The 24,701-nt window shown below is 42.7% G+C and carries 26 protein-coding genes; 8 read left to right on the top strand and 18 right to left on the bottom strand.

Annotation, left to right across the window (positions count from 1 at the left end; genetic code table 11):
* The first annotated feature begins 167 nt into the window (after nucleotides 1-167).
* Nucleotides 168-1,061, top strand: coding sequence for a cation diffusion facilitator family transporter (locus F0231_RS02145; protein ID WP_171758054.1), 894 nt, complete (start codon nucleotides 168-170; stop codon nucleotides 1,059-1,061).
* Between the two features lie 54 nt (nucleotides 1,062-1,115).
* Here F0231_RS02145 and F0231_RS02140 read toward each other — a convergent pair whose 3' ends face one another.
* From F0231_RS02140 to F0231_RS02130, 3 genes are read right to left on the bottom strand one after another with little or no spacing between them, the layout of a single operon-like run.
* Nucleotides 1,116-1,502, bottom strand: a complete 387-nt coding sequence (locus F0231_RS02140) for a DUF4345 family protein (RefSeq protein ID WP_171758053.1) — start codon at nucleotides 1,500-1,502, stop codon at nucleotides 1,116-1,118.
* A gap of 59 nt (nucleotides 1,503-1,561) precedes the next feature.
* Nucleotides 1,562-2,026, bottom strand: coding sequence for an ASCH domain-containing protein (locus F0231_RS02135; protein ID WP_171758052.1), 465 nt, complete (start codon nucleotides 2,024-2,026; stop codon nucleotides 1,562-1,564).
* A gap of 23 nt (nucleotides 2,027-2,049) precedes the next feature.
* Complete coding sequence (locus tag F0231_RS02130; RefSeq protein ID WP_216611924.1) at nucleotides 2,050-2,514, bottom strand: DUF2059 domain-containing protein; 465 nt, start codon at nucleotides 2,512-2,514, stop codon at nucleotides 2,050-2,052.
* Between the two features lie 308 nt (nucleotides 2,515-2,822).
* Here F0231_RS02130 and F0231_RS02125 point away from each other — a divergent pair, with 308 nt between their 5' ends.
* Nucleotides 2,823-3,785 (top strand): integron integrase, encoded by a 963-nt coding sequence (locus F0231_RS02125; protein WP_171758050.1) that lies wholly within the window; start codon nucleotides 2,823-2,825, stop codon nucleotides 3,783-3,785.
* 69 nt (nucleotides 3,786-3,854) lie between these two features.
* On the opposite strand, the gene rplT is transcribed toward F0231_RS02125, so the two are convergent.
* The 4 genes from rplT to thrS all read right to left on the bottom strand — a co-directional run bounded on the left by rplT (nucleotide 3,855) and on the right by thrS (nucleotide 7,034).
* Complete coding sequence (rplT, locus tag F0231_RS02120) at nucleotides 3,855-4,208, bottom strand: 50S ribosomal protein L20 (RefSeq protein ID WP_004401084.1); 354 nt, start codon at nucleotides 4,206-4,208, stop codon at nucleotides 3,855-3,857.
* Nucleotides 4,209-4,249: 41 nt separating this feature from the next.
* The gene (gene rpmI / locus F0231_RS02115) at nucleotides 4,250-4,444 is read right to left on the bottom strand and encodes a 50S ribosomal protein L35 (protein ID WP_004411425.1); all 195 of its coding nucleotides are present in this window, start codon (nucleotides 4,442-4,444) and stop codon (nucleotides 4,250-4,252) included.
* A gap of 106 nt (nucleotides 4,445-4,550) precedes the next feature.
* Nucleotides 4,551-5,102, bottom strand: a complete 552-nt coding sequence (gene infC, locus F0231_RS02110; RefSeq protein ID WP_071881323.1) for a translation initiation factor IF-3 — start codon at nucleotides 5,100-5,102, stop codon at nucleotides 4,551-4,553.
* Between the two features lie 3 nt (nucleotides 5,103-5,105).
* Nucleotides 5,106-7,034, bottom strand: a complete 1,929-nt coding sequence (gene thrS, locus F0231_RS02105) for a threonine--tRNA ligase (RefSeq protein WP_004411423.1) — start codon at nucleotides 7,032-7,034, stop codon at nucleotides 5,106-5,108.
* A 373-nt stretch (nucleotides 7,035-7,407) separates the two neighbouring features.
* Here thrS and F0231_RS02100 point away from each other — a divergent pair, with 373 nt between their 5' ends.
* Nucleotides 7,408-7,890 carry a molybdopterin-dependent oxidoreductase gene (locus F0231_RS02100; RefSeq protein WP_171758049.1) on the top strand — a complete coding sequence of 161 codons (483 nt, stop codon included), beginning with the start codon at nucleotides 7,408-7,410 and terminating at the stop codon, nucleotides 7,888-7,890.
* On the top strand, nucleotides 7,874-8,968 hold the full coding sequence (locus tag F0231_RS02095; protein ID WP_171758048.1) for a GGDEF domain-containing protein: 1,095 nt from the start codon (nucleotides 7,874-7,876) through the stop codon (nucleotides 8,966-8,968). Before F0231_RS02100 ends, F0231_RS02095 begins: the two co-directional genes overlap by 17 nt.
* Here F0231_RS02095 and F0231_RS02090 read toward each other — a convergent pair.
* Genes F0231_RS02090 through F0231_RS02080 form a run of 3 tightly spaced genes read right to left on the bottom strand, consistent with a single transcriptional unit; the run spans nucleotide 8,965 to nucleotide 10,692 of the window.
* Nucleotides 8,965-9,801: a CsgG/HfaB family protein gene (locus F0231_RS02090; protein ID WP_171758047.1), complete on the bottom strand. Its 837-nt coding sequence runs from the start codon at nucleotides 9,799-9,801 to the stop codon at nucleotides 8,965-8,967. The genes F0231_RS02095 and F0231_RS02090 overlap by 4 nt on opposite strands.
* A 10-nt stretch (nucleotides 9,802-9,811) precedes the next feature.
* Nucleotides 9,812-10,192 carry a curli assembly protein CsgF gene (locus F0231_RS02085; RefSeq protein ID WP_171758083.1) on the bottom strand — a complete coding sequence of 127 codons (381 nt, stop codon included), beginning with the start codon at nucleotides 10,190-10,192 and terminating at the stop codon, nucleotides 9,812-9,814.
* A 41-nt stretch (nucleotides 10,193-10,233) separates the two neighbouring features.
* The gene (locus tag F0231_RS02080; RefSeq protein WP_171758046.1) at nucleotides 10,234-10,692 is read right to left on the bottom strand and encodes a curli production assembly/transport protein CsgE; all 459 of its coding nucleotides are present in this window, start codon (nucleotides 10,690-10,692) and stop codon (nucleotides 10,234-10,236) included.
* 402 nt (nucleotides 10,693-11,094) lie between these two features.
* On the opposite strand from F0231_RS02080, the gene F0231_RS02075 reads away from it, so the two are divergent.
* A complete protein-coding gene (locus tag F0231_RS02075; protein ID WP_171758045.1) occupies nucleotides 11,095-11,727 on the top strand; it encodes a curlin subunit CsgB in 633 nt (210 codons plus the stop codon).
* Nucleotides 11,728-11,776: 49 nt separating this feature from the next.
* Nucleotides 11,777-12,730, top strand: coding sequence for a curlin (locus F0231_RS02070; protein WP_171758044.1), 954 nt, complete (start codon nucleotides 11,777-11,779; stop codon nucleotides 12,728-12,730).
* Between the two features lie 444 nt (nucleotides 12,731-13,174).
* On the opposite strand, the gene pstB is transcribed toward F0231_RS02070, so the two are convergent.
* The 4 genes from pstB to F0231_RS02050 form a co-directional block, all read right to left on the bottom strand.
* On the bottom strand, nucleotides 13,175-13,924 hold the full coding sequence (gene pstB / locus F0231_RS02065; RefSeq protein WP_171758043.1) for a phosphate ABC transporter ATP-binding protein PstB: 750 nt from the start codon (nucleotides 13,922-13,924) through the stop codon (nucleotides 13,175-13,177).
* 49 nt (nucleotides 13,925-13,973) lie between these two features.
* Nucleotides 13,974-14,837: a phosphate ABC transporter permease PstA gene (gene pstA / locus F0231_RS02060; protein WP_171758082.1), complete on the bottom strand. Its 864-nt coding sequence runs from the start codon at nucleotides 14,835-14,837 to the stop codon at nucleotides 13,974-13,976.
* Between the two features lie 34 nt (nucleotides 14,838-14,871).
* Complete coding sequence (pstC, locus tag F0231_RS02055; RefSeq protein WP_171758042.1) at nucleotides 14,872-15,801, bottom strand: phosphate ABC transporter permease subunit PstC; 930 nt, start codon at nucleotides 15,799-15,801, stop codon at nucleotides 14,872-14,874.
* Nucleotides 15,802-15,906: 105 nt separating this feature from the next.
* Nucleotides 15,907-16,728 carry a phosphate ABC transporter substrate-binding protein gene (locus F0231_RS02050; RefSeq protein ID WP_171758041.1) on the bottom strand — a complete coding sequence of 274 codons (822 nt, stop codon included), beginning with the start codon at nucleotides 16,726-16,728 and terminating at the stop codon, nucleotides 15,907-15,909.
* 369 nt (nucleotides 16,729-17,097) lie between these two features.
* Between F0231_RS02050 and F0231_RS02045 the strand changes: the two genes are divergently transcribed.
* Entirely contained in the window at nucleotides 17,098-18,741 is a 1,644-nt protein-coding gene (locus F0231_RS02045) for a methyl-accepting chemotaxis protein (RefSeq protein WP_171758040.1), read from the top strand.
* 67 nt (nucleotides 18,742-18,808) lie between these two features.
* On the opposite strand, the gene F0231_RS02040 is transcribed toward F0231_RS02045, so the two are convergent.
* Complete coding sequence (locus F0231_RS02040) at nucleotides 18,809-20,140, bottom strand: DEAD/DEAH box helicase (protein ID WP_171758039.1); 1,332 nt, start codon at nucleotides 20,138-20,140, stop codon at nucleotides 18,809-18,811.
* 357 nt (nucleotides 20,141-20,497) lie between these two features.
* Here F0231_RS02040 and F0231_RS02035 point away from each other — a divergent pair, with 357 nt between their 5' ends.
* Nucleotides 20,498-20,746, top strand: a complete 249-nt coding sequence (locus F0231_RS02035) for an Lpp/OprI family alanine-zipper lipoprotein (RefSeq protein ID WP_126572928.1) — start codon at nucleotides 20,498-20,500, stop codon at nucleotides 20,744-20,746.
* A gap of 964 nt (nucleotides 20,747-21,710) precedes the next feature.
* Here the strand turns inward: F0231_RS02035 and F0231_RS02030 are convergent.
* From F0231_RS02030 to F0231_RS02020, 3 genes are read right to left on the bottom strand one after another with little or no spacing between them, the layout of a single operon-like run.
* Nucleotides 21,711-23,348 (bottom strand): hypothetical protein, encoded by a 1,638-nt coding sequence (locus tag F0231_RS02030; RefSeq protein WP_171758038.1) that lies wholly within the window; start codon nucleotides 23,346-23,348, stop codon nucleotides 21,711-21,713.
* Complete coding sequence (locus tag F0231_RS02025; RefSeq protein ID WP_171758037.1) at nucleotides 23,345-23,818, bottom strand: DNA-binding protein; 474 nt, start codon at nucleotides 23,816-23,818, stop codon at nucleotides 23,345-23,347. The genes F0231_RS02030 and F0231_RS02025 overlap by 4 nt, the downstream gene beginning before the upstream one ends.
* Nucleotides 23,812-24,699, bottom strand: a complete 888-nt coding sequence (locus F0231_RS02020) for a hypothetical protein (protein ID WP_171758036.1) — start codon at nucleotides 24,697-24,699, stop codon at nucleotides 23,812-23,814. Before F0231_RS02020 ends, F0231_RS02025 begins: the two co-directional genes overlap by 7 nt.
* Nucleotides 24,700-24,701: the final 2 nt, after the last annotated feature.

Below are 24,701 nucleotides of genomic sequence, written 5' to 3'. Positions count from 1 at the left end.
TCAGTCAGCGTCAATTTACTTGACACACAATTATCATCACAAATTACTGAAAAATATAAAGTTTATCCAAGCCCTTGTTTTCCGACTCGTTTGTAAATCAGATTCTGTTTGAGTAATTCTCCCATTATGAGAAAACTATAAAGGTGTTTATACAAGAGATACCTTTTATGTGTGCCAGGACAAGCTCAAACGAAAAACGAATACTTACCTTCTCAGCACTGCTAGCATCAGGCTTTGCGGGCGGTGGGCTAGTACTCGGCTTGCTTGTTGGTTCACTGGTTATTGTTTTTGATGGTGTCTATTCACTGGTCAGCTTACTGTTAACTTTATTGTCACTGGGTGTTTCCCGTTTCATTGAGCGCCCATCAAAGCGCGAGTTTCCTTTCGGTAAATCTGTACTAGAGCCTATCGTGATTGCGATCAAAGGTAGCGTTATCCTTGCAATCGTCATCTACTCGCTCTATTCCGCCGTCATTGCAGTATTCAATGGTGGACGTGAAGTCGACGCCAGTATCGCCACGCTGTTTGGTGTCGTGAATGTTTTAGGTTGCGGATACGCTTGGTGGCATATTGCCAATAAATCAAAACGATTCTCTTCAGGGCTAATTGAGGCCGAGGCCAAACAGTGGCAAATGGATACATTACTCAGCGTCGCTGTGACACTTGGCTTTATCGTCGCTTGGCTTGTGTCAATCTCCTCATTTGCTCAATACGCTGTCTACGCTGACCCAATGATGATGATTTTGATGTCTTTCTATTTCATCAAAGTACCCTTTGAGATGCTGCGTGATGCACTGCGTGAGCTGCTAATGATGAAACCAGATGATTCAATTTGCCGAGTGGTCGATAAAGAAGTATCAGCATTGGATGAGCAAATGCCCCAACAGTTAGAGGTGGCAGGCGTAACGAAAGTAGGGCGTGAGCTTAGAGTCAATTTGGATGTTCACCCGCAAGGCCAGCAGGTACAAGTCGCAGACTTAGAGAAAACTAGGCGAGTACTTAAGAACAAGTTATCAAAGCTGTCGTTAGATCTTAACTTAACGATGAACATCGCAAGTTAACAAATTTACTTCAGCAACAGCGTCGTACTTACCGGTAGGACGCTGTTTTTATTTTCAAGTCGTAAAATGCTTTCGTTGAAAAACCATCGCGAGCGTTGCAAACGTAAATTCGCCAACGAAGTAGAGGTACATCAGTACGTTTGGGTCACCATCAATCATCATGCCCAACAATCGAGTAAATGCCATTGCGTAAAGGGTAATAGCGACGACAGAGAGCCCGAAAGAAAGTGATTCCTTGCGCGAGCCAAGTATGAACATGATGATACTTGCGGCGATAGACATACCGCCATAAGTTGCTCTCATATCCGTTATCCCAGAGGAGACTTGAGGAGAGCCTCCTGTCACAAAGCTTGAAGCTTCAATAGGGAACACGGTAAATAATATTCCGTAGCCAAGAAAGAATATCCCTGACGCATAAACCAGCCATTTCGATGCTTTCATCTGTACTCCTTTACATACTTAACGTTTCTAGCCGTCTTTTGTTAGCCTAAGATTCGATCTTAGCTATACACCGTCTTAAATCGCTCTAAGACCAACAGCATGGTCTGTTGAGGCTCAATCCCTAACTCTTCACACTCCCGTGAGAAAAATCGCCAATGCGCATCTCTCCACCACTCTAGGGTTTGGTCACCTTCACCTTCGGCAGCAGCAAATTCCGAAGTAACGTCGCAGTAACGACTGAGCTCGACTGAAGTAATCTCTATGATACACACTGGTTCGCCTTCCCAGTTGGTCACGACCTGTAAGTGGCCAGTTTGAGGCATCACTTCACCTTCGTGGCTATACCAATGCTCCATACTGCAGGAAGCTTGCTTTTTGCCTTTTAAAATAAGCTCAGCGCATAAATTGGCATTGTATTCGTCCGCACAAAAGTAATCCGCGCTAAATGATTGGTATTTTTTAGCTTCGCTTTCATCGAGGGTATCAAGGTATTGCTGTAGAAATTGCTTACTTCTATCATCCATTGTGGTCGACTTCCTATCGCTTACTAAGGTTGGTGTTTTTCAATAAAAGGAGTGAGCTTCTCGAGCAACTGTTGCTGTTTTCGCTGTGCTTCTTCGAGCCCAATTTGCGCTCCAAGCTTAGTCAGTTCTGGAGATTTATTCACGAGCTTTCTGCCCGTTGGCGTTTGGTAAAACTGAATAATCTCTTCGATTTCACTTTGGCTAAAGGTGTCTGAGTACAAGTCCGCTATTTGAGAGCCTATATAGAACCTATCGACATCATTTTGGAACCAGTCACGATAGATGTTTTTCAGCTCTTCCGTTTCATCAGCACTTAACTGTAGGCGCGCCGCTAATTGATGAATAGTCGGCAACATTGCTTCGAAACCACCCTTCATTTGGTCGTCGATTTTCATAACTTCAAGCAACTTAGCCACTGAATCACTTTTGGTATTCGCAATACAAACCGGACTATAGGCGACGACAACAGCAACTATGATAGCTAACATATTTCTCACTCTTTGTTTCCCTACTAAGTTATTAATAATACGAATGAATCATACTGACTTTGAAGCTTGGGAACATCGAGCCGTTTCATCCTTTATTAAAAAGGTGGCCTCGATGCTAATAATGTCCCAACTATGATACTCCCTCGCAAGCTTCACACCTCACAGGTTTGAGTAACGTATCCTAATGCCTTAGCATCAGTAACAGCACTTCTCGTCGCATTCTTTTTCGAGCGATGAACATACTGGTTGCATACCTTTGATGATCACAACATTGTGGGTAGATCGGAATCAACGAACGCTAAGGGAATATGAAGACACAGTTTATTTTAAGTTTGAAAGAGCACATGCGAGCCCGGCATTACGCGACCAAAACGATTGATGCTTACATTACGTGGATTTCACGATTCATCACTTTTCATGATATGTGTCACCCTTCAAAGCTCTCAGAAAGAGACGTAGAAGCCTTCTTAACTCATCTCGCACTAAACGATAAAGTGGCAGCCAAAACCCAAGCGCTGGCACTTAACGCGGTTAACTTCCTCTATCGTGACTACTTAAGGGCACCACTAAAATCCGAAATGAAGTTCCAAAAGTCGATGCTTGATAGAAAACTCCCAGTGGTACTGACTAAGGAGGAAACACGCCGATTTCTACAACATATCGATCCAAGATATAAGCTCCATATCATGCTGCTTTACGGTTCTGGTTTAAGAGTCATGGAAGCCGTCAGATTGCGAGTTCAAGATATCGATTATCACTATTCTGCGATTCGAATCTGGCAAGGGAAAGGAGGAAAAAACCGTGTCGTCACATTGGCAAAAGAATTAGTTCCAATGCTAAAAGAACAAGAAGCACTCGCGCTTCGCTACTACCGTAAAGATATGAACACCCCAGGATATAGCGGCGTGTGGCTCTCCCCCTCGCTACAAAAGAAATACTCTGGCGCTGAACTCGAATTTAATTGGCATTATCTATTCCCTTCGACCAAGCTTGCCGTTGATCCTGAGTCAAACCTGCTTCGCCGCCATCATATCAATGTAGTCGCACTTCAAAGAGCAGTGAAGCGTTCAGCCAAAGACGCCGGCATAGACAAAAACGTCACCTGTCATACACTCAGACATAGCTTTGCAACACACCTACTAGAGTCAGGAGCAGATATTCGAACCGTGCAAGAGCAACTCGGGCACAGTGACATAAGGACAACACAGATCTATACCCATGTACTAGATAGAGGGGCCAATGGTGTAAAAAGCCCTCTTTCAAACTTATAGAAAGGAATTTTAGATACAAAAAAGAGGAGCCTAAGCTCCTCTTTCCTTAATCCTAATCACTGACTCTAATTAAAGAGCAGCTTTCGCTTTTTCAACTAGAACTGCGAATGCAGCTTTGTCGAATACCGCGATGTCAGCAAGGATCTTACGGTCGATCTCGATAGATGCTTTCTTAAGACCGTTGATGAAACGGCTGTAAGATAGACCATTCTGACGAGATGCCGCGTTGATACGTGCAATCCATAGTTGACGGAATTGACGTTTCTTGTTGCGACGGTCACGGTAAGCGTATTGACCAGCTTTAGTAACTGCTTGGAAAGCTACGCGGTAAACACGTGAACGTGCACCATAGTAACCTTTAGCTTGTTTTAGAACTTTCTTATGACGTGCACGAGCTTGTACACCACGTTTTACGCGAGGCATTATGCTTCTCCTAAACTAAACGATTGATAAACTAAAAAGAATTATGCGTATGGTAGCATACGAGCAACTGCAGCCACTTCACACTTAGGAAGGATTGCATTTGGACGAAGCTGACGCTTGTTCTTAGTAGTACGCTTAGTCAGGATGTGACGTTTAGTAGCGTGCTTAAACTTAATACCACCAGCAGTTTTCTTAAAACGCTTAGCAGCACCTTTGTTGGTTTTCATCTTAGGCATGATGAATAACTCCGCATTGTTGAGTTGTATTAAACAATAGTAATTAGGGCGAACAAAACCCAGCCACCTTACGGCAACTGAGTTCAATTACTTGCAAAGCCGTTAATTACTTCTTTTTAGGGGCAAGAACCATGATCATCTGACGACCTTCGATCTTCTTAGGGAAAGATTCCACTACTGCTAAATCAACAGTGTCTTCCTTAAGACGATTTAGAACGTCAACACCGATCTCTTGGTGTGCCATTTCTCGGCCACGGAAGCGAATTGTTACCTTCACTTTGTTGCCTTCTTCAAGGAAACGCGTCAGGTTGCGTAGTTTTACCTGATAGTCTCCAATATCAGTTCCAGGACGGAATTTTACTTCCTTAATCTGAACCTGCTTTTGCTTCTTCTTCTGCTCTTTAGCAGATTTGCTCTTCTCAAAGAGGAATTTACCGTAGTCCATTACACGACATACTGGTGGCTCAGCATTTGGACTGATTTCTACCAGATCCATACCCGCTTCTTCAGCGGCTGCTACTGCTTCTTGAATAGAAACAACGCCAACTGATTCACCATCAGCGCCAGTTAAACGAACTTCACGAACGCCACGAATTTCACCGTTTAAACGATGAGCATTTTGTTTGGCCGGTACTTGGCCGCGTCTTCCGCCTTTAATAGTTTATTCCTCCAGATTGAGCTTACGGCTTGAAATCTCGTCTTGGATGTATGAAATAAAGTCATCCACTTTAAACTTGCCGAGATCTTTGCCTTTACGAGTACGTACTGCAATTTCGCCAGCTTCCATTTCTTGGTCGCCACAAACAAGCATAAACGGTACACGCTTCAAAGTGTGTTCGCGGATTTTAAAGCCAATCTTCTCATTTCTCAAGTCCGCTTTAGCTCTAATTCCACATTTTTGTAGTTTTTGTGCCACTTCCTGAACATAATCTGACTGTTTATCAGTAATGTTCATGATTACAGCCTGTTCTGGCGACAACCAAGTTGGGAAGAAGCCATAGTATTCTTCAATCAAAATACCGATGAATCGTTCTAGTGAACCTAAAATCGCACGGTGAATCATAACTGGCGTTTGACGCTCGTTATTTTCATCAACGTAAGTTGCACCTAGACGGCCTGGTAAATTGAAATCGAGCTGTACTGTACCACATTGCCATGCACGATCTAAACAGTCATGAAGTGTAAATTCAATCTTCGGACCGTAAAACGCACCTTCGCCTTCTTGAATTTCATAGGCGATATCCATCGCTTCAAGAGACTGCTTGAGCGCTTCTTCAGACTGATCCCAGATCTCATCTGAACCAACACGCTTTTCAGGACGAGTAGACAGTTTAACAACGATATTGTCGAAACCAAATGTCTGGTATGTATCGTACACCATTTTGATACAACTAGTCACTTCTTCTTGAATCTGACTTTCAGTACAGAAGATATGAGCATCATCTTGAGTGAAACCACGTACACGCATAATGCCGTGTAGTGCACCAGATGGCTCATTACGGTGACATGAACCAAACTCTGCCATACGCAGTGGTAAATCACGGTAAGATTTTAGACCTTGGTTGAAGATCTGTACGTGACCTGGACAGTTCATTGGCTTAAGCGCGTATTCACGGTTCTCTGAAGAAGTCGTAAACATTGCTTCTGCGTACTTGTCCCAGTGACCAGAGCGTTCCCAAAGAACGCGGTCCATAATAAGCGGACCTTTTACTTCTTGGTAGCCGTACTCTGTCAATTTTTCGCGAACAAATACTTCTAGGTCACGGAAAATAGACCAACCATTGTGATGCCAGAACACCATGCCTGGTGCTTCTTGCTGCATATGGAATAGGTCTAGTTGCTTACCAATCTTACGGTGGTCACGCTTCGCCGCTTCTTCTAGGCGAGTTAGGTGTGCTTTAAGCGCTTTTTTGTCGTGGAATGCAGTACCGTAGATACGTTGAAGCATCTTGTTGTCACTGTTACCACGCCAGTATGCACCTGCTACGTTCAGTAGCGTAAAGTGCTGACAGAAACCCATATGTGGTACGTGTGGACCACGACACATATCGATGTATTCTTCATGATGGTATAGACCTGGACGATCATCACGAGAGACGTTTTCGTCCAAGATTTCCATCTTGTATGTTTCACCGCGAGCTTCAAATGCATCGCGTGCTTCCTGCCAGCTTACCTTTTTCTTGATAACTTGGTATTTGGTCTTCGCAAGCTCTTTCATACGCTTTTCGATCTTCTCGAGATCTTCTTGCGTTAGAGAGTACTCAAGGTCGATATCGTAGTAGAAACCGTTATCGATAGTTGGACCGATCGCCATTTTTGCTTCAGGGTAAAGCTGCTTGATCGCGTGACCTAACAGGTGAGCACATGAGTGACGAACGATTTCTAGACCATCTACTTCATCTTTTACTGTGATGATTTCAAGGCTTGCATCTTGTTCAATAAGATCACATGCATCAACACGGTTGCCATCTACACGACCAGCGATGGTTGCTTTCGCAAGACCAGGACCGATAGATTGAGCAACATCAAGAGTAGAAACAGGGTTGTCGAACTGACGCTGACTGCCGTCAGGAAGAGTAATAATAGGCATTAACATATCCTTTACAGTGGTGTTGCACACCAAGCAACACATGCAATTTAAAACGAGTCTTTAATGAGAATTCTAAGATTAAAGACGAGAATTCGTGTCCTTTCTGCGCAAATACGGATGCACAACTCAGGAAAGAACTCGCATTGTAACGAAATAGAATCAAATAACAATCGAAGTCACAGAAAGGCACTAAAAAAGTTCAAATTTCATTCAATTAGCACATCAGTTCCAACTGCTTGATGAGGAACCCTCTCTGTTCAATGGCGGCTATCATTCACCCAATCAATCATAGAAATTGATTTCATTTATAAATATTCGAACATATAATGTTCTATAGATAGATTTATTACTTATGGCTTTGCTTGGAGTTCTTATGAGGTCAATATTACCGGTATTTATCCTCTTATTCTGTGCTAATGTCTTTAGCTCAGAACTTGTCATTCGAATTCCTGAAGAGCAAGAAAAAACGCTCCCACACAGTGACATCATCAAACATCTCCCATCTACAACGTTTGCTACTTCACTTCCTTGGTTTAAGGGTAAAAATTCTTTTACTGGTTTTAAAGTTACCGACCTGCTAACGCATCTCAATATTGATGATGCATTTTCAGTGTCCTTTATTGCCCTCAATGACTATGCCGCAAGCTCACAAATTGACGATATAGAAAAGTACCAACCGATTGTTGCGTATAAGATGAATGATAAGAAGATGAAAGTGCGAGACAAAGGGCCCTACTGGCTGATCTTCAACCTTGACGAGCATGCTGACATTAACAATGCCGTATACCACTCTCAAATGGTGTGGCAAATTGACGAGATATTGATTCATAGACATAAAGATGTGGAAAAGCAATAACTACCATACCCCCTCTTCTCTACTTCAAAGAGCAAAGTACCTCTTATTGCTGTGCAGCGTTGCACTTATCGCTGCCAATTTATTCTTTCTAAACGCTACTAGACAGCATGCTTTTTCTTACAGTGAACAACAAAACCAAGCAACTTGGTTCTTGTTTCAATTGACTAAAGAGTTTGCGGAACTTAATGCAATTACCCCTTTCTCAGCAGACTCAATCGATAACTATGCGAAAACCGAACTCAAATACGAGCTAACGTGGTCTCGCTTTGATCTGCTTTTGACAAGTCGCGAAGCGGACACATTTATCTCTTTGCCTGGTGCTGAAACCTACTTTCAAAACTTGTTCAATCAGTTTAAAACTCTAGAGCCTCAACTAATAAACGTTAAGTCAGCGAAAGACGCCAAGTTACTAGGTCAAGAAATAGAAACACTATTCCAATCAATGATTGATTACGTCAACACGAACTTTCGCGTAAAAAGCCCGCTGTATGAACTACAAATGAAAGCCGCGAAAGACTTAAGTCAATTTCAGTTTATCTCTCTGATTTTACTTGTCGTGTGCGTTGCTCTGGCTACCTATATCCTTCACAAAGAATCTGAATTCCATAAACAACAGTCACTAACTGATTCGCTGACAGGAATTGCCAATCGATTAGCGCTATTTCAAGAGTTAAGAAGCCGAACCGAAAATAAAAAACCATTCTGCCTTTTACTTTTGGACTTAAACAGTTTTAAACAGATCAACGACAGATACGGCCATCAAGCTGGAGATAGAGTTCTGAGAGCTTTCGCTGCAAGAATTGGAGTTATCAGCCCACACTGCTATCGAATTGGCGGGGATGAGTTTGCAATAATCTGTAATGTTACTCAGACACCTGAATTAACCCATTTAGCGCACACGATCCGAACTGAGACCGAGCAAGCCATTAGACTCGCGGATAATACGGAACTGGTAATTGGAACAAGTATTGGGCGAGCCGTTTATCCGCATGACTCTAAAAGCATTCACGAATTGATGCTCATCGCCGACAGCAACATGTATCTTGAGAAACATGCTCAGCGAGAAAACGTCATTTAAAGAATTTGATGGGTTTGCTTTGCATACTTTTGAATGGTGGGATCATTTAGATCGTTTTGGTCAGCGGGTTGCCATAAACCTCGTCCAATCCCTCTAACGATTAAGTGAATAACCGCGGCGTCAATTGCTGACATCACTGCGACATTCACTGGTTCGTTATTGGTGTAGCCCATTTCAACTTCTAGAAGATCTTTGTAGTCGATAAAACGAAATGCACCAGCGGTAAGCTCGTGGGAGAAAATCGTTTTACTTGTGGTTACGCTAAGAAGAATTTGACCTGTGCGTACGTTCACAGCTCTAAGATTAACGGTCACTTGGTCTGTTCGATACTGACCAGATGAACCAATGCCTAAATATCTTGCCCCTAAGCCTCCGGTTTTTATATTCGAATCGTAGGCAACAATCCCGCCTTCAATAACCACATTGGCTGAGCTCAAAGCAGAAAGCTCATCACCATGGTTTGATGCTCCTTGCCCTTTTTTTTGAGCCGCACGAATTATCTTTCGCTCAGTCAATAGGTTTTGTAACCCCTCCCTTTCTAGGGGAATAAACCAACGAGAGTCCAAAAGTGATGCGGTGAGCAGTGCTGTCCCACCTTGGGGTACTGCTGTCGAGAAGTTACTGTTCGGTTGAGGCTTGTATTGTCCTGTTTGATCTCTAAAGTCATAAACAGACACTAAAATCTTGCCCTTGGGTTGAGGTAACTGGACTAAATCTTGATAAGAAGCCCCACGAGGCATCAACGTTGGATCTTCATCAGCATCAGGTATAGACATTGAATTTGAACAACCAGCCAAAAGAAGCACGGCGCAAAGAGAGATTAGATATTTCATATTCAGCGCCCTATTGATCTGGATTTAGGCCAGCGACCTTGATTTCAGTAGACTCACCCGAAACCTTGTCGACAATCTGTACAATGAGCGAGCCATTATCATCAACAATGTTTAAGAAAAACTCGTCTGTTTCAAGTTGACCCGTATTGCCATTACCAACATCCGCCAATAATTGGCTAATCAAACGAGACTCCAGACTATTCGCTAAACGATCCAAAGACGACTCACTCTCAAAATCAAGATCGTTGTCAGGCGCTTGGTAATCATTGATGGCGTTTGCGACTCCAAATAAATGGGAACTATTCAAAGCATTTCCGCCGAAGCTAGGATTAACTGGCGTATATACCAATTCTGTAGCCAGTGAGCACTGTGCAAGCAAACACAAACTCATTGCACCGTACTTTGCGAGTTTTGGATTCATAATCTATTCCTTTAGAACTCATCTTGATCAAGATCGAACGTATCTTGATATGTGAGTTGAGATTTCCATCTTATAAGGTGTGATGTGACAGCATTTAGTGCCTCTTTTGCTTTATCTTCTGCGTGTTTCCTACCTGGGGATAACGCTGTCCTATAGATGGGTTTATCCCGATGGTAGACGCCTATAATACTTCCAGATAACGCCGTAGGGCGCTCTTTAACCGTCAAGTTCTCTTTCAACGAACCATGACGTTCATTCATTAATTGTGTAAAAAAGAAATAAAAATCGTCACCTAAACGCGTCATGGTTCTATCAATAATCAGACCGTCGACTTCATTCTCTATTAATGATGAGGATTTATTCTCTTCAAGAGTTTGTCCATTCTCTAGGGCCGCTAGAGACAGCGAGGTATTAAATAAAAGTAAAAGGATAAAGGTTTGGGAAAGTCGACATACTTTACAGCAGCCCATTATTAAATTCCTTTTTCCGACCAGTTCTATTTCACTAAAAAATCACATTTCAAACTTATATGATTATCTCAGCACTTAAAACAGTAATTTATCAACGAATTGCTAATTCTCATATTTAACACAAAACAAGTCTCAATTTCGCCACAGCAAACACACCTTTCAAATCATCATACTGATAGATGAGTAATAGCTACAAAACAGTCATTTACGAGAAAATGTAAACTTTAGCATTAATGTAAAACTCATTTTTAATAAACTATATTGTGTCATTTATGATAATCACTTCCTACAAAATAAACATCCTCAATATTTATTTTCAATTCTTAGTTCATTGAGTTTAATATTCGTAAAACCATAATAAAGCCGAGTTTGGAAAACACTCCTACTCTTTTGGAGGTTAAGGTGCAAAATCAAAGACGCAGCGGATTGGGTTTTGTTGTCTTTTCTTTATTAGTCGCATCTACGGTATATGCTGGCGAAACAGAATTAAATTACTCAAGTGATATGGCAAATGAATTTGGTGAGTTTTATGACGACTCACCTGTATATTCTGAGCTACAAGGAAAGTCTGTCCCATACGACAATTATGCTGAAGTTATTTTGAATAATGCCATTGATTCTGACGTTTATATTTCGCAGTTCAATGACGGTTTAGGAACCAACAAGGCTAAAATTGTACAAAGAGATGTAACGGGAAATACAGCAATTATTACTCAATCTGGTTCGAGAAACTTAGCGGTAATAGAGCAAGCTGAAGGACAGGGAAATTACGCACATATAGATCAAGCAGGTTATGACCACGATAGCTATATCAGCCAAACGGGTAATCATAACACTGCTTATTTAAGGCAATGTCGTGGATTAGATTGCTCTTATACGAATTACGGTAGTGATATCAGTATCGTTCAAGAGAATAACCACAACTTTGCACTTGTCGTAGATAAAGGAAACTCTAACTACGGCATCGAACAAGATGGTGGAGACTCCATCATCATATTTAGCAATATGAATCGCGGTATTTACGTTAAGCAGTAATGGACGTAAAGGATTAAACACAATAAATGGACAAATAAAGGATCTATTCATGAAAAAGTTAGCAATCGCTATTTCAGCTATTCTTGCATCAGGTACAGTGTATGCAGGCAATGAAGCTGGCGTTCAACTCAATGACTCCTTAGATGATGATGTCACCATCACACAAAACACAACGCTCGCAAATCTCAGCTTAGGAAACGATGTGACAGTTGGCCTACAAACGACTGAAAACAACGAAATCGCTATCCTTCAAACTGGTAACTTAAACAATTCAGAAGTACTTGCGACTAACGCGGAAGATTCATTCTTCGATGTCACCCAAACAGGGAACAACAATACTGCGTCTATTACTACGTTTGGTGCAACAAATACCGGAAATGACGTTGATATCGTTCAACAGGGTAACTTGAACAACTCTTCTGTTTCAGTAGATGGGGGGAGCTCTAACGTAGCCAACATTAACATCCAAGGTTTTGACAACGTAACCGAAGCATCATTCAATGGCTCGGGGGCAAATGGCAATACAGTGCTTAACACTATTAATGATGGCAGCAGAAACAATAGCGTGACCAATACGGTCAACGGCGGTACTGGCAACACTGCTGATGTTCTAATTCAAGATGGTTGGACCAACCAAATCACAACTACGCAAAACGGTAGTGGTAGCCAAGCTGACATTGATGTGACCGATTTCAGTGACAACAACACCGTATCTCTTACTCAAAACGATACAAACACTGCAAGTGTTACTATCGATGGAGCAAGCTGGACAAACAGTGTCACGATCAGCCAATACAACAATAACAGTGTTGATATTGACCTAGTGGATAACAGTGATTCCAACATTCTGACTGTGACCCAAAGTACCAATGATTCTTCAGCACTCGTTAGCTTAACGTCTTCGGACTCTAACGCGGTTAGCATTTCACAGAACGCTTGGGATGTTGCAAGTGTCTACGGTACAAACGCAGTAAACGCGACTGTTACTATTCTACAAAACTAATCGATTGATATGAAAAATATCCTTCCGAAGGCGGTGCATATTAGCATCGCCTTTTTTCTTTATGCCTTAACAACACCCCCTATATCCGCTGAAGAGTACACTTATAAGAGTTCAGACTTTGTCTTGATTAAATGCACACCTTTAGAGATAAAAGTATCTATCGAAATACGTGCACTTAGTAATACTTCGAACGATGCTAAAGTCACTATCTCAGGAAGAAGCCGTTTAACTTACTCTCTATCTAAGAACTCTGTGTATCGAACTACCATAAGCCGACCAGAAACAATCTTAATTGAAGTTTTCTCGGCAGAGCAATATCAGTCCTTTCAACTTCTACCCGACTGCACTTCCGTTAGTATTGAATCATAGGCATAAAAAAGCCCCTCATGAAGAGGGGCAAAGTACCATCGCTTATAGTTATAATGTTATATGCCAGTAATACGATTAACCGAAGTCACCATTCACGTAGCCTTGAGTACGGTCATCTTTAGGAGCGCTAAATATTACTTGCGTATCATTGTGTTCTACTAACTCACCCATTAGGAAAAAAGCCGTACGGTCTGAAATACGACGCGCTTGCTGCATAGAGTGGGTCACGATAACAATCGTGTAGTTCTTTTTAAGATCTTCCATCAATTCTTCGATCTTGTGCGTCGCAATTGGATCAAGTGCAGAAGTCGGCTCATCCATTAAAATAACATCGGGTTCCATTGCAATCGTACGTGCGATACATAGACGCTGCTGCTGACCACCAGACAGACCAAACGCATGAGATTTCAGACGATCTTTTACTTCGTCCCATAGAGCTGCACCACGTAGCGAGCGCTCGACAACCTCATCTAAGTGCTTCTTATCTTTAATCCCTTGAGCACGCAGCCCATATGCCACGTTTTCATAAATGCTCATTGGGAATGGGTTTGGCTTTTGGAACACCATGCCGACTTTAATGCGCAGGTCAGCCACATCGATGTTGCCATAAATGTCCGTACCATCCATATCCAACTTACCGGTGATCTTCACACCTTCGATCAAGTCATTCATGCGGTTCAAACAGCGTAATAGAGTCGACTTACCACAGCCTGAAGGGCCGATTAATGCGGTTACCTGCTTGGTTGGAATTGGCAAGTTGATTGACTTAAGTGCTTGGTTCTCACCGTAGAATAGGTCTAGGTTTTCAATATCAAATTTGTTCATGTTCTTAATCTCTAAATTCTTAAATTCGTGTCTAAATGCAAGTTAGGTATTAGTAAGTCGCAGTATTAAAGCGTGTTGCGATTAGCTTAGTCACCATATTGATAAGTAATACGACAACAATCAGTACGGTCGCGGTGCCGTAAGCTTGGTTCCACTCATCAACGGTGAATAGCTCTGTTGTCAGCTTATATAGGTGAACCGTCAGCGTACGGCCTGAGTCAAATAGAGACTCTGGGATACGTGCCACCATACCTGCAGTAAGGAATACAGGTGCAGACTCACCAATTACACGACCAATACTTAGAATGACCGAAGTTAAGATACCTGGGATTGCACTCGGTAGAATCAAACGCCAGATAGTATAGATTTTAGAAGCGCCAAGGCCGTAAGAGCCTTCACGGTATGTTTGTGGTACTGCCATCAATGCTTCTTCGGTTGTACGGATGATAACCGGAAGAATTAAGATACTTAGAGTCAGTGCACCTGACAGAATCGAGAAGCCTAAGCCAAGAATGGAGACAAAGAATGTCATACCAAACAAGCCAAAGATAATCGATGGGATACCCGCCAGCGACTCTGTACAGAAGCGAATCACTTTAACTAGCTTACTGCCTACTTTCGCATATTCCGTTAAGTAGATTGCCGTCATAATGCCAAGTGGCGCTGCAACCGCAATTGACGAAATAACCATATAGATCGTAGCAACGATCATTGGGAAGATACCACGCTCTTCACCAGTACGAGTGTAGTTGTCAGTAATAAAGTTCCAATCTACGTATTGCAGACCGTTAGACAGGATGTACCAGATAATCCAGAACAGAAAACCGACCGTAACCGCTGCCGCAGCCCAGATAAAACCGCTCAGAATGTTATCTTTGCGCTGACGAGACTGTTTTAGCTTCGTAAGGTCCATTGATTTTACTTGAGTCATTGTATTCACCTTGCCCTTACTTCGCTTTTTCACGATTTAGATAAAGAAGTGCAGCGTTCAGAATCATGATGAACACGAGAAGAACCACACCAGTTGCGTATAAAGCGTTTGCGTGTACGCCACTTGCGTAAGACATTTCAATTGCGATGTTTGCGGTTAGTGTACGCGCCGAATCAAGGATACCTTCTGGCATAGCAGGAGCGTTACCCATAACCATGATGATTGCCATGGTCTCACCAAGCGCGCGTCCAATACCTAAGATAACGCCTGTCATAATGCCAGAGCGAGCAGCAGGAACGAGCAGTTTGAAGATAGTAAAGATTTTCGAAGCACCCAGTGCCAGTGAGCCCTCTTTGTAGGCACGAGGCACTGCACGAATAGACGTTTCAGAAACCGTGATTACCGTTGGAAGGATCATAATTCCAAGAACGATAATACCCGCGAGGATCGTATTACCTGCTGGAACATCAAAGATGTTTTGAATCAAAGGAACGATAATAACGAGGCCAAAGAAGCCATATACCACCGATGGAATACCGGCTAAAAGCTCAACGGCTGGGCGAATGATGTCAGCGACACGTTTTGGTGCAATTTCAGCGATGAATATTGCCGTTAATACACCAACAGGTACACCAACGACTACGGCACCCAATGTTGACACAATCGACGCAACAATCATTGTCGCTACGCCATACAATGCTGGTGGTAGCCAATGTGTCCCGGTGACGATTCCTACTACGCCCGCTTCTTGGAATGCAGGAATACTCTCTGCAACGATGAAGTAGGCAATTACTGCTAGTGATACAATACCGATTACGGCACTTGTTAAGAATAAGCCGTGAAAGATTCTCTCTCTCCAGTCTACGCGTCTCTTTTGGCGCAGGGCTGGCTTGCTAGTCTGAGTCATTTCAGAATTCATAAGCTTTTCACTATTTGCGATGGTCATATCGATAATCTCAAACTTCTATTGCTAAATACTCAATAGAGTTGATAGAAAAGGCTCAGCCCAAAGGCGGGCTGAGCAATAATTTAGGAGTTAATGAGCCACAGATTAGTTAACTGTGATGTAACCTTTCTTAGCTGAGATAGCTTGAGCTTCGTCTGCTACCATCCAGTCTAGGAACTTCTGAGTTTCAGCTGATGGAGCGCCATCTTTGTACAGAACAAGGAAAGGACGAGCTACTTTGTAAGAACCGTTCTTAACATTGTCTACTGTTGCTGCTGCACCATCGATCTCTAGCGCTTGAACAGTGTTGTCTACTGTACCTAGAGAGATAAAGCCAATTGCGTATGGGTTGCTTGCAACTGAAACTTTTAGAGCGCCGTTACCATTCGCTACTTGAGCACGTTGAGAAATAGCTGATACTTTCTTACCTGAAATCTTCATTTTCAGTTTCATGATGTCTTCAAAAGCACCACGAGTACCAGAAGCTGTATCACGAGTAATCGCTACGATTGGCTTGCTTTCACCACCAACTTCAGACCAGTTAGTAATTTCGCCTTTGTAGATACGAGTGATTTGGTCAGCCGTTAGTGCTTTTACTTTGTTGCTTGGGTTAACGACAACTGCGATACCGTCACGAGCAATAACAAGCTCTTTCAAGTCTGAAGACTTTTCTTCTGCTTTTAGGTTACGAGAAGAGATACCTAAGTCTGCACTTCCATTTTTTGCTGCTTTGATACCTGCTGATGAACCCGGAGCTTGGATTTCGATGAATACTTGCTCGCCCTTGTTCATGTATGTTTCTGCAAAAACTTCAACCAGTGGAGATGCACTGTTAGAGCCAACTACAGAGATAGTTTCTTTAGCTGAAGCTGTATTCACTGTTAGAGCGCCTAGTAGTGCAATTGCACCGATAACTGTCTTTTTCATCACAATTTCCTTTGAGTGGCGTTATTGCCGTTGTGTTTCTCTTGAACGGTGCTCACTTTAGAATTCAAATATGACAGTTGTGTTTCACTTAGTTGAAGCCTCTATGACAGATTGCATTTATTTAAAATTCTTAAAAATTCGACGCAAACGTTTAAATGAGCAGTACGACAGACCGTAAATAACAATTTACACAGTATTTATATGCAACGATTAACCTCATGAATTAAAAGGAAAAATTGGTTGCATAGTGCCAATTCAAACTTTGCTTATATCACTTTATTTGTTGATTGAATTATCTACAAAAGGAATTAGAATCATTCCCACAATAATAAAAACGAATGATTTTTTAATTTTTTCAGAGGATTTCAAATGCGCCAGTTACTCGGTGGCTTGTCAATAAAGCTACAAGTTGTTGTTCCGGTCGTGTTCACATTGCTACTTCTCATCGTTGGAATTAGCTACAGCACATCAAGTTTAAAGCATGCTTTTGGTCAGGTTACGGTCTCCACTGAAAACCTAGTTAGCCACAAAGACCAATTAACGAAAATTATCGACAACACATACGGAATGCGAATCAAAGCGATATACAGTTTGTTTCGTGCCGAAGATGTTGGCCAGCTTCAATCAACTTTACGTTCTAAACAAAACGACAATCTTCGACTGTTAAACTCACTCAACGAAGTAGAAGGATTGCAGAACGAAGTCGAACAAATGGAAATTGCCATCGAGAACTATGTCAATTACTCCATCGAAACTATGACACCGCTTCTGAACATTAAGCACGGTCAATCTCAAGTCTCAGCTGATTTCCAACGCCAGTATGATCAAGCCTCTGCCGTCTATCGCGATAAGGGTGCGCAGATGGTTCAAGGCATCGAAAACCTGTCGAAACGCCTGAATGAACTAGCACTTAAAGAGGTCGCGCATAACGAAGTCATCCACTCTAGCGTACTCACAAACTCAACCTTGGGGTTAAGTTTGGTGCTATTTATCGCTCTCATTATCAGTTGGGTGTTAGCGGGAATTATCGTTACTCCAGTTAAAAAACTTCAATTGGCGATGAAAGAGCTGGCGAACGGTAACTTGAAAGTGTCAGTAGAAGAAGAAGGCAACAATGAGATATCGGCGTTATCAAAAGACTTCAATGTCACGGTCGTTCAACTAAAAGGCACGGTAGACTCACTTGTTCGCATCAGTGTTGATGTTGCTTCTGCTTCAACAGAACTCGCTGCAGTCATGACTCAATCAACAACGAACTCAGATCTAGAGAAACAAGAGATTGAACAAGTCGCCTCTGCTATCAACCAAATGGAAAGCACGGCTTCTGAAGTTACTCAGAATGCGAATCTCGCAGATGCTGCATCTACTCAGGCGGACCAACTAGCACGAGACAGCCTAGCGATCTTCGAAGAGAATACTCGTGAAAGCGCTAAAATGGCCGACCAATTAGGTCAAGCAGCAAATGTTGTAAATAACTTAAAAGAGCAGTCAGAACAGATCGGCAAGGTCATTGAGGTAATCGAAGGCATCTCAGAGCAAACCAACCTACTCGCCTTAAATGCGGCGATTGAAGCGGCTCGCGCGGGTGAGAGTGGCCGTGGATTTGCGGTTGTTGCTGATGAAGTACGAATGCTTGCAGCACGAACTCAAGAATCAACCAAAGAGATTCAAACTATTATCGAAGAGCTGCAACGTCAGTCTGGCACTGCCAACGATAGTATGAACTCTAGCCTTGAAATGCTTGACCAAAACCAACAGCAAGCAGCTAAAGTCAGTGAAGCACTAAACAACATCAGTTCTTCTATCTCTGAATTGACCTCTCTGAATGCTCAAGTTGCGGTTGCATCAGAAGAGCAAGGACAAGTGACTGCAGATATAAACCAAAACCTCGGCAACATCCATGAGCTTGTGAGTCAGAATGTAACCGGGATAACCCAGTCTGCCGCGGCAAGCCAAGAGCTTTCCAACCTCGCTGAAAATCAAAAACAGCAGCTAGGGTTCTTTAAAATTTAAGTCGATACAGGAAGACAAAAAAAGGGTTGCCACTTGGCAACCCTATTCTATTGATAGCGAGAATAGCTTATTCGTCGTCGGCTTTAGGTGCCACTTTCTTCTTTGGAATAAACACTGAGTCACCCACAGCAACGTTCTGGTGGAAACTCTTATCGCGTTTAACTGGCTTCTTAGTCCCTTTCTTCGCTTGCGGTTTCGCTTTCTTAGTGCTTTTGCCTTTATTACGAAAATCTGGCTTACGAGGTCTTAGACCTTTAAATTTGCCTTTTAGACCTTCTAGCTCGGAGAAGCTCAAGTCTTGCTCAAGATACGCTTCTACACGCTTAAAGCTGTCCCAGTCTTTCGGACCAACCAAAGAGACTGCATCACCTTTGTTGCCTGCTCGACCTGTACGACCTACACGGTGAACGTATTCTTCCGTGTGCTTTGGCATATCAAAGTTAACAACATGAGTCACGTTGGCGATATCAAGACCACGAGACGCGACATCGGTTGTGACAAGAATCTTAAACACAGCACGCTCAAATTGACTCATGATCGTATTACGCTGAGTCTGAGTTAGGCTTCCGCTTAATGCGATCGCTTTAAGTTTCTTCTCATTCAGCTTGTCCGTCAGGCGCTCAGTATCAACACGAGTCGCTGTAAAGATAATAAGCTGCTTATATTCTGCTTCTTCTATGATGCGGTCTAAGATCGCTTCTTTATGATCTAGGTGATCACAAAGGTAAAATTTCTGAGTAATGTCAGTGTGCTTTTCTGTCGAAGCACCAATTGCAATGCGTTTAGGCGCGTCTAGCATCTCCATCGCAATGTCGTTCACTTCCGCATGGTCTAGGGTAGCTGAAAACATCAACGTTTGACGACGGCGGTGTTTTGCTGCGTTGTGAATTCGACGTAGCTCTGGGGCAAAGCCTAGGTCAAGCATACGGTCAGCTTCATCAAGAACCAACGTCTCTAAACCATCAAGGTACAATGAGCGGTGTTCTAAGTGATCGGCCAAACGCCCAGGAGTCGCCACAATAAATTTAGGGTACTTACGCAGTGCTTTAACTTGGTCATTAAAGTTTTCGCCACCAACAATCAGCGTAGCGTCATAAGAGAGACCACCCAGCATCGAACGAAGCTCGCCATACACCTGCTTTGCAAGCTCACGAGTCGGCGCCAGGATAACACCACGCGGGTCTTTCGCTGAGAACGCTTTATTTTTCAGAGATTTGTGCAGCATAGGAAGAACAAAAGCTAACGTTTTGCCAGAACCTGTCTTTGAAGAAGCCAACAGATCTTTCCCAGCAATCGAAACAGGAATCGCTTTTTGCTGAATTTCTGTCGCTTGCTTAAAGTCAAAGTGCTTCAAGTTCTTAAGTAAGCGATTGTCTAAACCTAACTCTTTAAAATACAAAGTATTCTCCACATGATAACTGGCAGTGATTCACCTCGATTTTGTGGAGGGAAACCACTAGATAATTCTAAAAACAGGCTATGATAACTGGATTAGATTAAAGAGGATAGAGATCACAGAAAATATTCTCTTCATTAATGAATTCCCCCCTTTTCTGATAAACCATTTAGTTACATTCATTTCTCTCATCAATGAGACTTTAGTCACCTTATTCGATAATTACTTAAAAACTTGGGTTTTTTTGACTTTCCACTGCTTTAGGTAGTAGGAATTAGGCGCTACACTGAGGACGTCACTATACGATAAAAAGGGTATAGGACCATTACATTGATACTTATATACGCAAGGAGTTCTCTTATGAACAAAATGTTGATCGCAGCTGCTGCATCTTCTGTTCTTCTACTAGCTGGTTGTGCATCTGGTCCAGATGAAGCAACAACTGCAAAAATGGATGAGCTAAGCAATCAAGTAAGCCAACTAAGCCAAGATGTTCAAGCACTTCAATCTGAAGTACGTAAATCAGGTGACGCGGCAATGTCTGCTCAAGAAGAAGCAGCACGTGCAAACGAGCGTATCGACAACATTGCTCAGTCTTACACTAAGTAAGATTAACGACTGTTATTAGCCTATTTAAATCAACAAGTTAACTAATAACCAAACGATTTATGGCGATAAAGTGGCGACACCATTGTGTGTCGCCACTTTTGTTTTTTAGTTTCTTACAAATCAGGCTTAGGAGACTGTCTTGGAATGTGTTTACGTAGAATGAATTCTTCCCCTTTATAAATAAGGTAAGGAAATGGGTAGACGAAATAGGCTTCTTTTCCACAATACGTACATATGTGTCGCCATTGGTTATTGCTAGGTGCTTTCGAGTTATCAACTCTGTACACACCTCTGCAGCATTCATCACACTCAAATTCCACTAACTCTACTGTAATTTGCTTGCTTTTCTTCATAATCAAGTAACGAAATCCGCTTTTTGTGGCATCACTGTATTTAATCTTACCGTAAAGTTTTTCTATTTTTCCTCTGTTCTATTTTGAAAAAATGTAAATCCGCTAAATTTCGCTTTCAAGCCTTGTTCTATCTAGCCTAACAAGACACAGAAGAGATCTTTAAAAATCCCTTTCAGATCATCTAAACAGTGACAAAAAATATTTAAACCTTTATTTATCAACAACTTAAAAGCACATGCCAGATCTTTTCTGATCGTTAATTTTTCAATTTTCTGAAAAAAACTGAAATGACTGAAATTCTATATAGGGCTATATAAGCCATTTTGATAGGGCTTTTCCCACCCCGAAGCCCCTTTTAGCAAAAGGCTTTGCACCTTATCCGCTTGGCTTTCTGACACCCTTATTTTTCATAACTCAAAAACTGTAAAAAAACTGATCGAAAAACCGCGCAGGCGGGTGAGGAGAGTGCGGATTTTGTCATCCGGTCTTTGTGTTTCGTGGCTCTGTGGTTGCTGTTTGCCCCGTAGTGGCGTTGTTCTGGTTTCGCCTTGATGTGGGCATAAAGAAACGCAGCCGTTTGGCTGCGTTGATTGTGGGCGTTTAGGGTGGTGTCATTTCGGTTTCGTTATTGGGTCTAAGCGATCTTTTAGTGCTTTACTGTCTTTGCCATGCCCAGTTATTTCACCACTTTGATGCGGTTCAGAAGTCGGAGCCCCTGTTTCCGGGCTTCGATGAGTATGCCCAGCTAGAGTGTCGGCCAGTTCTTTCACTGTCTGCATAAGTTCAGACAGAAGAATCAAGACATTCTCTTGCTTTGAGCCTACCCACGTTTTTGGTGACTGCAGCCACTGGTGATCAGCAGCAATACTTCGGCGAACTTTGCCGATAGTCTCCACCAATTCGCCAGCAGTCGCGGTTTGCATGTTGCCTAAACTGCCTAGCACAATGTCATCACCTGCAATTAGGTTAATCGCGCCTAGTGCTTCAATAAGCTTTTTGCCGATCACTTCTTCAATGCTGTGCTCATCAACCAAAATATGGTGCTGACCATACATTGCTAAATAACGGTCTGCTTCATCTATCTTCTCGAAAGCCCGTTGCTTTTGAGTTTGGTCTGTTTGTTGGGTGGTATTTCCTGCTGCATCTATCCGATTGCAGACCTCTTCACGTTGCTGCTGCAGTTGTTCCCCCGGCTCTATTGACGGTAACGCATATTCACGACCATAAACACTACGAATGATAGGTCTGTCATTGCGACCATATGCGAAAGCGATTTCAACCAATGTCCCCTCTAAAGGGTAAGACAGCAATCCAGATTCATGCCCACTCATATGAACAGGCAATGGAATCGAACGATAGACAGGCACATTAATATCTGGGTTTAAGTTTTCATCAAGCACCTGAACGTCTACCGCAAACCTTGGGCGGAATGGGTCAGCAACTTGCCCGGCTGTCGCTGTATCTCTTACTACCTCTACACGACCAAACTTAGGCAAATGAAAACCTGCTGCCAACTCTGGGAAGTTCTGCAGTGTTTCACGTTTCTTCGGTGGTACTTCGGATTGTTCAGTCTTCCAATAAGCGGTCATTTCATCTTGAATCAAATCAACTCGATTAACTCGCTTGTCGTTCATGACTCTGCCCGGTCTTAACATAGGGAACGGAACAAAGGTGACACTGTTACCACTTTGGCGACTGGTGAACTCTTCCGGTATCGGCATAGGTTTATTGTCGAAGTGACTATCTTGATACGAACCGAAGTACACGACCTGATCAGTATGTTGGAACCAAACACAATCTGGAATAGAAAACGCCTTGGCGATTTGCTCTAAACATTGATAGCCAGTTCCTTGGCAAACAAAGTTTGGAATAGCGGTTGTGATGTAGTCAGCATCAGGCAAATTAAACTCAAGCCCCGTCAAATCAGAAAGAACGCCGATCACCTGCTCTGCGGTTGGATGCTCTATGCTTACCGACCAGCGTTTTGACAAAATGCCTACCAGTTCTTTAACCGTAATTTTATGGTAACCATTGGCTGCAGGTTGAACTTTGTCGATATACCCCTCAAACCATGGGGCGGTTTTGTTCTCATAACCAATATCAAAACGCACGGACGCAAACTGCTCTGGCTTTTCCGTAGTTTCAATTTCGAAGATAGCAACACTGCCTAGCGATAGCTTTAGACTCACCATGTTACTAACCAGTTTGACTTCTTCACCACTAATAAACAGACGTTTTTCTAGCTTCATTGCGTTGCTTCCTCTGCGTTATTCAGTGCCTGTTTTAGTCGGGTGTTTTCTCGCTGTTCCGGTTTGGTTTGCTCTTTGGCTCGTTGCTCTTTTTGTTCTGCCACACTGTTGTGCTCTCGCAACTCAAAAGAGATGTTCCAAGCCTGTAAAGTTTCATGCTCTCTCGCATTGATACGGCCAGTGAATTTCACATTGCGAATCTTGAGTGCTAACGCAATGTCGTTACCAATCCGATAGACCCTGCGTGTATTGGTTTCGTCTTTGTTCGATGCAAGCGAATACAACTGGGTGAGCGTTTCTACACGTGTGAAAGGTACACGGCCACTAAAGGTCAGTTTCTTGCCTTTATCGCCTTGTTCTGCCGTATCGGTACCCGATGATTGGCCGCTCATGTCTTGGTCTTTCAACTCCATCGACATTTCAACTTTCATCGAGTCCAAGTTAACCGGCACACCATCGAGAGCTAACATAGCAACTCCTCAAAAAAGGTCATTGGTTCATGGCTAAGCAATAAACTTGCCACGGTAAATTGATGATTGTTAGGCGCACCCGCTTGGCTAATCTGCGTTGCGATGCTTTCAGCATTACCAGTAACAGAAAAAGCGTAAACACTACCTTTTAGGTTTTTCAATGCGTTTACTTTAGCCTTTACCTCATCCAATTTACTTGCTCGCTTTACCGACAACGTATTGAGTTTATCGATCACACTACTCTCATCATTCGCTAGAGATTCAAGTGTGGCGATTTGCGTACCTTGAAGATTCAGAGAACTACGTAAAGGATTAACGTTTATAAATGACATTGGCTTAAAACGCGGCTGCACAATTGCTGCAGATTGGTGAAACTTATCTGTCTCATTGTTCACTAGTGCCCGAGTTTGCCTAGCTACCTGACACCAATCAGGTAAAGGGAACACAGAAACAATGTCCGCTAACTGATTAGAAAACAGAGTTAGTTGTGAAGCTGTCACCATAAGCGCGACACAATGAAGATGACCATTTGGTCGGTGCTTATCAGCATGATCACGCAGTTTACTTGATAGTACTTTGACTGCTGTCTGTGGGTTTAGGTAACAACCTGAATCCAACTTGGTGCCAACTTGAAACTGGTAAGGTGTGGTGGTTAGTACAGTGCCAGTTCTTAACAAAGACTCAAGATCACCACGCAACCCAAATAACGCATTCGCTTCTTCACTTAAAGAGTGACGCCCATAACTGGCGTCACTTTCAAGGTTAGTTAAGCGGCTAACTGCATCATTCATCGCTGTGCCGATTTGGTCTGTTACCTGCTCGGCACTGGTTTGAATTGCTTGCGAACTGCTAGGCCAACTAAGTGGGGATTGTTTCCACATAC

Source organism: Vibrio sp. RE86 (assembly GCF_013114545.1).
GTDB lineage: Bacteria > Pseudomonadota > Gammaproteobacteria > Enterobacterales > Vibrionaceae > Vibrio.
The sequence above is the reverse complement of the archived record's forward strand: the minus strand, read 5'-3'. Positions and strand labels throughout refer to the sequence as shown.

What these genes read in the sequence shown, in the direction of transcription:
- F0231_RS02145 (WP_171758054.1), top strand. Translation starts at nt 168, where the DNA reads ATGTGTGCCAGGACAAGCTCAAACGAAAAACGAATACTTACCTTCTCA.
- F0231_RS02140 (WP_171758053.1), bottom strand. Translation starts at nt 1,502, where the DNA reads ATGAAAGCATCGAAATGGCTGGTTTATGCGTCAGGGATATTCTTTCTT.
- F0231_RS02135 (WP_171758052.1), bottom strand. Translation starts at nt 2,026, where the DNA reads ATGGATGATAGAAGTAAGCAATTTCTACAGCAATACCTTGATACCCTC.
- F0231_RS02130 (WP_216611924.1), bottom strand. Translation starts at nt 2,514, where the DNA reads ATGTTAGCTATCATAGTTGCTGTTGTCGTCGCCTATAGTCCGGTTTGT.
- F0231_RS02125 (WP_171758050.1), top strand. Translation starts at nt 2,823, where the DNA reads ATGAAGACACAGTTTATTTTAAGTTTGAAAGAGCACATGCGAGCCCGG.
- rplT (WP_004401084.1), bottom strand. Translation starts at nt 4,208, where the DNA reads ATGCCTCGCGTAAAACGTGGTGTACAAGCTCGTGCACGTCATAAGAAA.
- rpmI (WP_004411425.1), bottom strand. Translation starts at nt 4,444, where the DNA reads ATGCCTAAGATGAAAACCAACAAAGGTGCTGCTAAGCGTTTTAAGAAA.
- thrS (WP_004411423.1), bottom strand. Translation starts at nt 7,034, where the DNA reads ATGCCTATTATTACTCTTCCTGACGGCAGTCAGCGTCAGTTCGACAAC.
- F0231_RS02100 (WP_171758049.1), top strand. Translation starts at nt 7,408, where the DNA reads ATGAGGTCAATATTACCGGTATTTATCCTCTTATTCTGTGCTAATGTC.
- F0231_RS02095 (WP_171758048.1), top strand. Translation starts at nt 7,874, where the DNA reads ATGTGGAAAAGCAATAACTACCATACCCCCTCTTCTCTACTTCAAAGA.
- F0231_RS02090 (WP_171758047.1), bottom strand. Translation starts at nt 9,801, where the DNA reads ATGAAATATCTAATCTCTCTTTGCGCCGTGCTTCTTTTGGCTGGTTGT.
- F0231_RS02085 (WP_171758083.1), bottom strand. Translation starts at nt 10,192, where the DNA reads ATGAGTTTGTGTTTGCTTGCACAGTGCTCACTGGCTACAGAATTGGTA.
- F0231_RS02080 (WP_171758046.1), bottom strand. Translation starts at nt 10,692, where the DNA reads ATGGGCTGCTGTAAAGTATGTCGACTTTCCCAAACCTTTATCCTTTTA.
- F0231_RS02070 (WP_171758044.1), top strand. Translation starts at nt 11,777, where the DNA reads ATGAAAAAGTTAGCAATCGCTATTTCAGCTATTCTTGCATCAGGTACA.
- pstB (WP_171758043.1), bottom strand. Translation starts at nt 13,924, where the DNA reads ATGAACAAATTTGATATTGAAAACCTAGACCTATTCTACGGTGAGAAC.
- pstA (WP_171758082.1), bottom strand. Translation starts at nt 14,837, where the DNA reads ATGGACCTTACGAAGCTAAAACAGTCTCGTCAGCGCAAAGATAACATT.
- pstC (WP_171758042.1), bottom strand. Translation starts at nt 15,801, where the DNA reads ATGACCATCGCAAATAGTGAAAAGCTTATGAATTCTGAAATGACTCAG.
- F0231_RS02050 (WP_171758041.1), bottom strand. Translation starts at nt 16,728, where the DNA reads ATGAAAAAGACAGTTATCGGTGCAATTGCACTACTAGGCGCTCTAACA.
- F0231_RS02045 (WP_171758040.1), top strand. Translation starts at nt 17,098, where the DNA reads ATGCGCCAGTTACTCGGTGGCTTGTCAATAAAGCTACAAGTTGTTGTT.
- F0231_RS02035 (WP_126572928.1), top strand. Translation starts at nt 20,498, where the DNA reads ATGAACAAAATGTTGATCGCAGCTGCTGCATCTTCTGTTCTTCTACTA.
- F0231_RS02030 (WP_171758038.1), bottom strand. Translation starts at nt 23,348, where the DNA reads ATGAAGCTAGAAAAACGTCTGTTTATTAGTGGTGAAGAAGTCAAACTG.
- F0231_RS02025 (WP_171758037.1), bottom strand. Translation starts at nt 23,818, where the DNA reads ATGTTAGCTCTCGATGGTGTGCCGGTTAACTTGGACTCGATGAAAGTT.
- F0231_RS02020 (WP_171758036.1), bottom strand. Translation starts at nt 24,699, where the DNA reads ATGTGGAAACAATCCCCACTTAGTTGGCCTAGCAGTTCGCAAGCAATT.